The 6116-nt window shown below is 69.9% G+C and carries 6 protein-coding genes; 3 read left to right on the top strand and 3 right to left on the bottom strand.

Annotated features, from left to right (window positions below):
- Positions 1-177: 177 nt before the first annotated feature.
- Positions 178-486 (bottom strand): GlsB/YeaQ/YmgE family stress response membrane protein, encoded by a 309-nt coding sequence (locus ACY5KJ_RS16655; protein ID WP_462188378.1) that lies wholly within the window; start codon positions 484-486, stop codon positions 178-180.
- Positions 487-517: 31 nt separating this feature from the next.
- Positions 518-1069 carry a hypothetical protein gene (locus tag ACY5KJ_RS16650; RefSeq protein WP_462203802.1) on the bottom strand — a complete coding sequence of 184 codons (552 nt, stop codon included), beginning with the start codon at positions 1067-1069 and terminating at the stop codon, positions 518-520.
- Between the two features lie 481 nt (positions 1070-1550).
- Between ACY5KJ_RS16650 and ACY5KJ_RS16645 the strand changes: the two genes are divergently transcribed.
- The 3 genes from ACY5KJ_RS16645 (at position 1551) to ACY5KJ_RS16635 (ending at position 5038) form a co-directional block, all read left to right on the top strand.
- Positions 1551-3059 (top strand): amidase, encoded by a 1509-nt coding sequence (locus tag ACY5KJ_RS16645; RefSeq protein WP_462203801.1) that lies wholly within the window; start codon positions 1551-1553, stop codon positions 3057-3059.
- Between the two features lie 216 nt (positions 3060-3275).
- Positions 3276-4547, top strand: coding sequence for a PP2C family protein-serine/threonine phosphatase (locus ACY5KJ_RS16640; protein WP_462203800.1), 1272 nt, complete (start codon positions 3276-3278; stop codon positions 4545-4547).
- Complete coding sequence (locus ACY5KJ_RS16635) at positions 4544-5038, top strand: hypothetical protein (protein ID WP_462203799.1); 495 nt, start codon at positions 4544-4546, stop codon at positions 5036-5038. Before ACY5KJ_RS16640 ends, ACY5KJ_RS16635 begins: the two co-directional genes overlap by 4 nt.
- 16 nt (positions 5039-5054) lie before the next feature.
- On the opposite strand, the gene ACY5KJ_RS16630 is transcribed toward ACY5KJ_RS16635, so the two are convergent.
- Positions 5055-5699, bottom strand: a complete 645-nt coding sequence (locus ACY5KJ_RS16630; protein WP_462188374.1) for a TIGR03086 family metal-binding protein — start codon at positions 5697-5699, stop codon at positions 5055-5057.
- Positions 5700-6116 lie beyond the last annotated feature (417 nt).

The following is a 6116-nucleotide window of genomic DNA, read 5'->3' as shown; positions in this document are numbered from 1 at the left end:
TTATTTCATTTCGACTCCATAACGACACCGAAGGCGCATAACGACACCACAGAAGGCTCCGGCCCGGGTCCTCCGCAGGTATGGAGGGCCCGGGCCGGAGCAGGTGTCGGGTCAGAGCAGGTGCTCTGCGTGCTGCCGACCGGGCCGCGGTCACCCGGTCGCCGACGGGTATCGCGATTACCGGCGGGCGTAACGACGGCTGCGGGTCGACCCCGACCGGCCGCCGTGGCCCCCCACGTTCCGCCACACCAGGAGAACCAGGATGGCACCGATGATGGACCCGAGAATGCCAGACGGCTGCAGAGCGCCTTCGCCGACATCCTTATTGAACAGGACGTAGCCGAGGAATCCTCCGACGAAAGATCCGATGATTCCCACCACAATGGTGCCGAGAATCCCGATGGGATCCCAGCCGGGCAGCAATACGCGTGCGACGGCCCCGGCGACAAGTCCGAGCAGAATCATGACGACAATGAAGGTAATCATTGTTTTCTCCCTACCGAGGTGGTTGGATTACTTATCCCCGGCGCGGCCGTCCCCGCCGTCCCCGCCGGACCAGCAGCAGCACCACCGTGCCGGCCAGGACCCCGCCCGTGGCCTTCAGGTTGCTCCGCATCCGCTGCCCGACGGACCGCGCGGCTTTCCCGCTGGTGGCGAGGGTCTTCTCGGTGGCGACCGACACATGGGGAGCAAGGGTCTGGACGGCCTCGTTGACCTTTTGGCGCACCTCGGCGGCTCCGCCGGCCACTCTGGCCTTGGTGCCCGGGGTGTCGGCCCCGGTGCCCGGGGTGGTCGTGTCCGCATCGGCCAGGCCCGAGCTACTGACGTTTCCCGCGCCACTGACGTTTCCCGGGCCACTAACACTTGAGGTGGCGGTGGTCGCGGCGATGACGTCGGGGCTCGGCGCCGGGGAACCGTGACCGTTTAGGCCGGGTGCCGGGCCGGAATCTACACTCTCGGTACCGGTCGGGACCGGGGGGCGCGCGAACGGAGCCGTGGTCGTGTCGTCGGCAGGAAGCGGCGCGGTCCGTGCGGGCTCCGGCATCACTGAACTCGGGTCCATTGGCATCGTTCGGTTCCTCCCTGGAAGGTGTTCGGTGTCTGACCTGGGGACCGGGTCCGACCTGGAATCGATGGCTGAGCTGGTCAACGGCTGAGCTGGCATCACGCTCAGCCCGTCCGACCGGGACCGCCGCGGACCAACTGGCCGGGCCGCATCTACGATCAGGACTACCGGCGGATCCCCGTGGCGCGCAGAGAAACCCGACCGGGCGGGATGTTCACTAGCCGTACTTCTCATTGTCATACCCGGAATCAATGCGGATAACCCGATGTGGGCGCCCTGACGGGACACGGGGCCGCATCACCGATACCTAATACTATCCATAAACACACAAATGCCACATAACGACCAATATATCGATCATAGATCATCTCTCCCCAATGCACCCACAGCAGGTGATAATGGGAGGTATCGGGCGATCGACGGTGCGGACGACCCGGCGTCGGCTACGGTTCGGACAGCAGCCATGAGCGTCAGGGGGTGGCTGATGTCGGATGTGCCCACAATGTCCTCCGCAGCCGACCGGAACGGTCCACTCGAAGGCATCCGCACACTGGCCGCACGCCTCGCCTCCGGCGAGATGACGTCCCGCGAGCTCGTCGAAGCCGCGTTGGCCCGGATAGCGGCGACCCAAACCACCGTTAACGCCTTCCGCTGGGTACGGGCCGAGGCTGCCCTCGCAGAGGCCGAGGCGGCGGACGTCGCACTCGCCGCCCGCGGGAGCCGGTCCGGCCGACTCAGCCGGGACGCCCGCGGCAGCTGGTGGGGCGCGACGGGATGGCGACCACTACTCGGCGTGCCCATTGCGATCAAGGACGACACCGACCTGACCGGTACCCCCACGGCCTTCGGCGCGATGGGGGAGTTCTCCCCCGCGGTCCGGGACAGCGAGATGGTGCGACGGCTGAAGGCGGCCGGTGCCATCATCATCGGCAAGACCAACACCCCCGAGTTCGGGCAGTGGCCGTTCACCGAGGGCCGGGCGTTCGGGGTGACCCGTAACCCGTGGGATCTCGACTACTCTCCCGGCGGCTCCTCCGGAGGCGCGGCGGCCGCGGTGGCCGCGGGGCTGGTACCGGCGGCGATCGGTTCGGACGGGGCGGGCTCCGTGCGCATCCCCGCCGCCTGGACCCACCTGGTCGGGATCAAACCGCAGCGCGGGCGCATCTCGAGCGCCCCGGTCCGCGAGCAGTTCAACGGGCTCACTGTCTACGGCCCGCTCACCAGGACCGTCGCCGACGGGGCCCTGCTGCTCGACATCCTGTCCGGCAGCCTGCCCATCGACCGGGATCGACCGCCGGCGCCGGCCGAGCCGTTCCTCACCGCCGCCGGCCATCCCCCTTCCCGCTTGCGGATCGGGCTCTCCCTGCACCACCCGTACAGCGGGATGCCGGTGGCCCTCGATCCGGCCGTCCGGGCCGCCGTGGAACGGCTGGCCGAGATCCTGGCCGGCTGCGGGCACGACATCGTGCCGGTGGAGCCGCCCTACGGCCTGCTTGGCACGATCTTCCTGCCGCGGTCCATGGACGGCATCCGCGACTGGGCCGGGCGGGTGCCCGATCCCACCCTGCTCGACCCGCGGACCATGGCCAACGCGCGGACCGGACGGATGCTGCGCCCGTTCCTCCCGCTGACACGCGCCGCGGAGCCACTGGCCCGGCTCAACATCGGCCGCATCTTCCGACGGGTCGACGTCATACTCGCCCCGACGACCGCCACGTCGCCGCCCCGGGTGGGCGAGCTCAACCGGGAGAGCAACTGGGCCACCGACCAGGCGATCGTGGCGGCGTGCCCCTACACCTGGCCGTGGAACGTCCTCGGTTGGCCGGCCGTCAACGTACCGGCCGGACGCACCGCGGCGGGACTGCCCGTCGGCGCCCAGCTGATGGGGCCGGCGAACAGCGAGACCTTGCTGATCTCCCTCGCGGCGCAGCTGGAGGACGGCGAGCGATGGCACCTCCATCAGCCGGGAGAACGCTCGGCCCACGCGATCTGACGATCTGACCCGACGGGCACCCGACCCGACCTGGCCCACAGGCCGACCTGGTCCACGGACCAACCTGACCTTACGGGTAGCGGGGTGTTACCGAATAGCCGAAATGCGAGGGCCTCTTACGGAACCCCGATCCGGCCGGGACAATGACCCATGCGAAGACGTCGTTCAGGCGCTGGCGGACCCGGCGGACTGGGCAGACTCAGCAGGCTCCGCGGGGTGGAGGATGTCCGTCCCCTCATCGCCGGAACGCTCGTCCTCGTCACGGTCATCGTCCTCGACGCGACGCCCGGCCTGATCCTGGTCGGGTACTTCGGTCTCGGGCCACTGATCATCGCGGCGACCAGTCCACCCCGAGTCACCGCCGCGGTCGGATCGCTGACAGTGATCACGGCACTCCTCTCCGGGTTCTGGGATCATTGGTTCGGGACCGGTCCGCATCTCGCCGCGACTACGCTGGTCGCCCTCCAGGCCGTGATCGCCGTCTACATCTGCGCGCACCGGGAGCGGCAACGCTCACAACTGCACCAGGTCAAAGCGGTTGCCGAGGTCGCGCAGCAGGCACTGCTACCGGCGGTCCCAAGCCGGCTCAACGGGGCCGGTTTCGCGGCTCGGTACCTCTCCGCCGCCCAGGAGCCGTCGGTGGGTGGCGATCTCTACGAGGTCGTCTCCACCTCGCAGAGCATCCGGATGATCATCGGTGATGTCCGCGGCAAGGGCCTGCCGGCGGTCCGGCTGGCCTCGATAGTGCTCGGCGCCTTCCGCGAGGCGGCGGTGACCTGGCTCGACCCGGAACAGGTGGCCGCCGCCTGCGCCCGCGCGGTGGGTCGGGAGGCCGAACCCGAGGACTTCGTGACGGCGCTCATCGTCGACATCCACCCGGACGGTCGGCTGGGCCTGTGCTCGGCCGGGCATCACCCGCCGCGGCTGGTCTCGGCGGACGAGTGCACCACGCTGGAACTGAAGTCGCCCAGTCCGCCACTCGGGCTGGCCGAGCGATTCTCCGTCACGACGGCGAGCTGGGCGGTCGGCGATCGGATGCTGCTGTTCACCGACGGTCTCACCGAGGTCCGGGACGGCCGGGGGCGGTTCTTCCCCCTGGACGATCATCTGGACCTGCTGCGGGGCGGCAGCCAGGACGACGCACTCGACCGTCTCACCGGGGCTCTGCGCGCCCATGTGGACGGCAGGCTGCAGGACGACCTCGCGGTGCTGCTGGCCGAGCGGGAGGCGGGACCGAGTGGCGGGACCGAGTGGCGGGACGGAAGCCGGCGTCCTGAGCTCCTGAGCCCGGCGGGACCCGGGCGGCCCCTCGGCCCAAGATCCGACTCCCATCCGGCGTGCCGCTGCCCCGCGGAGCCCGTCGCGATCAGCTACGGTCACCCAATGCGGAGGGATTCCGTGGCCGCCGTCGGATACCGACGCCTACAGTTGTGCTCACGGGTATTCACTCCAGGTATCGATACGCCGGACGGTCGGAGACGGTCGTGAGCTTTCCGGTGGATTCCGGTGACCGTCGCACCGTGCGGCTGCTCCTGGCCCTGCTCGTCGTTGTGAGCGCCGTGGCCGCGTTCGCCGTCGGCGGTCTGATCGCGACGTCCGGGTTACGGGTGAGCTGGGGACGCGCCGAGGGCGCCGCGGCAGCGGCCGAGGTCCCCGTCGCCAAGGACGGCTCGCTGCCGGCAGCGATCGGCAGGCTGGGCATCGGCGGCGGCTCGGATCCCTCGTCACTCACGGATCCCTCGCCACTCACGGTGGGCCCCTCCCCGAAGAGCGGGCCTTCGCCGGCCACCGTGTCACCGGCACCGACGGATGCGGGCGGGGCGAAACACCCGGTGCCAAGCCCGGTGCCAAGCCCGGTGCCAAGTGGCGAGGGCCCGTCTACACCCACGGCACCGAGCCCGCAACACAGCTGCGCGGCCCCGGCTACCTCCGCACCCGGCGGGTCGGGCGCCCCCATCCTCATCTACCCGTTGTGCTGATATCCGTTGTGCCGAGCTATCCGCCGGATCCGGGCCGCCAGTCGGGCGAGCGGCCGGTGAGGGTCAGCAGCCTCGTCCACTCGTCGGCGTCATCCGGGACCGGCACCGGGCGGGCGAAGATGCCGGCCGCCCGCCAAGCGTCGATCTGCGACGCCAAGTGCTCGTGGACCCGGTGCACGAGGTCCCGGTCGGACCCGACGCCCGCCGCCGACGAGGTGTCACCGGCCCGCCGGCCGTGCATGTCGATCGCCCGCGCCAGATCCCAGCCGTGGATCAGTAGATCGGCGGTCAACTGGAAGGCGTACTCGCTCGCCGGCGTGGGGCCGAAGGAGAGGACCGGCACCGACGCCCAGGCTCCCGGGCGGTTCCAGGCGTCCCGTGCCCCACGGGCCGCCGCCGGCCAGCTCGCCACGGGATCCGCCCCGAGCTGATCGCCGTCGAACCGGGGGCCGATGTCAGCCATGGTGAGGCCGGCCAGCAGCGGCGGCACCCATAGCTGCTCCACGGTGAGGTGGTTGACGAGCGCGCGGACGTTCCAATCCCGGCAGGGCGTGGGCGCATCCCACCCGCCGGGCGGCACCGCCCGCACCTGCGCGTCGAAGAGGTCCAGCGCCCGGACGAGCGCGTCGTGACGTTCCGCGACGGTCAGCATGGTCGCCATCGCACCGCTCCCTTCATCCGTCGCGGTACCGATCCCGGGCCCGCGCGGGTCGTCCCGGACCGGGGTGGACTCGGTTCCGGCCGGCGATCCGCAGACCCCACCGGCCTACCCCGCACATCGGCATGCACTCTCACCTGCCGCGACGGCCTCACGATCCGTTGCCTCATGGCCCGTTGCCTCACGATGGCCCGTTGCATCGCGGTTCGCGACCGTGCTGCTTGCGGAACCGTCCCAGTAGGGGAGACGAATCACTGGTGTTCCTTGGGGCATTGTGGTAGTCCTCGGGGCGTTGTGGTAGACGGTCATAAATCTGGCTTCCAGCTCCGCCGCGGAGGTTTCCCACGAGGCGAGAGGGTAAACATTCACCTGCTTTAGTGATCTTGCTGTAGGTGACGGTTCACGGGCATGGCTGTGGGC

This window comes from Frankia sp. CcWB3, from assembly GCF_977927595.1.
Note: the sequence above shows the minus strand (reverse complement) of the source record. Positions and strands in the feature narration are given on the sequence as shown.